A 287-nucleotide genomic window follows, 5' to 3' on the forward strand; every position below is an offset into this window, starting at 1 on the left:
CGCAGCATAAAATGCAAAGTAGCCGCAGGCTAAAGAGCACTGTTTTTTAAGCTAGGTTTTCATAGACGTAACTAGCTATAAAATAAGCAAGTTACAATTGGATTAAGAGCTAAAAAAGGTAGATATTAAGACTTGACAAAGGTTGCATGTATGATATACTTAGTATGTAAATATGAATAGAAAGGCAGATAGTAAAAATTTGAAAAGGTTTTTGATAACAAGCGTGGCGCATAGTTTCTTTATATTATAGTGGTATCATATAATTAGCTACAAGAGGGCGGCCTCTA

The sequence above is a fragment of the Candidatus Omnitrophota bacterium genome (genome assembly GCA_026387175.1).
Lineage (GTDB): Bacteria > Omnitrophota > Gorgyraeia > 2-01-FULL-45-10 > 2-01-FULL-45-10 > CAIMPC01.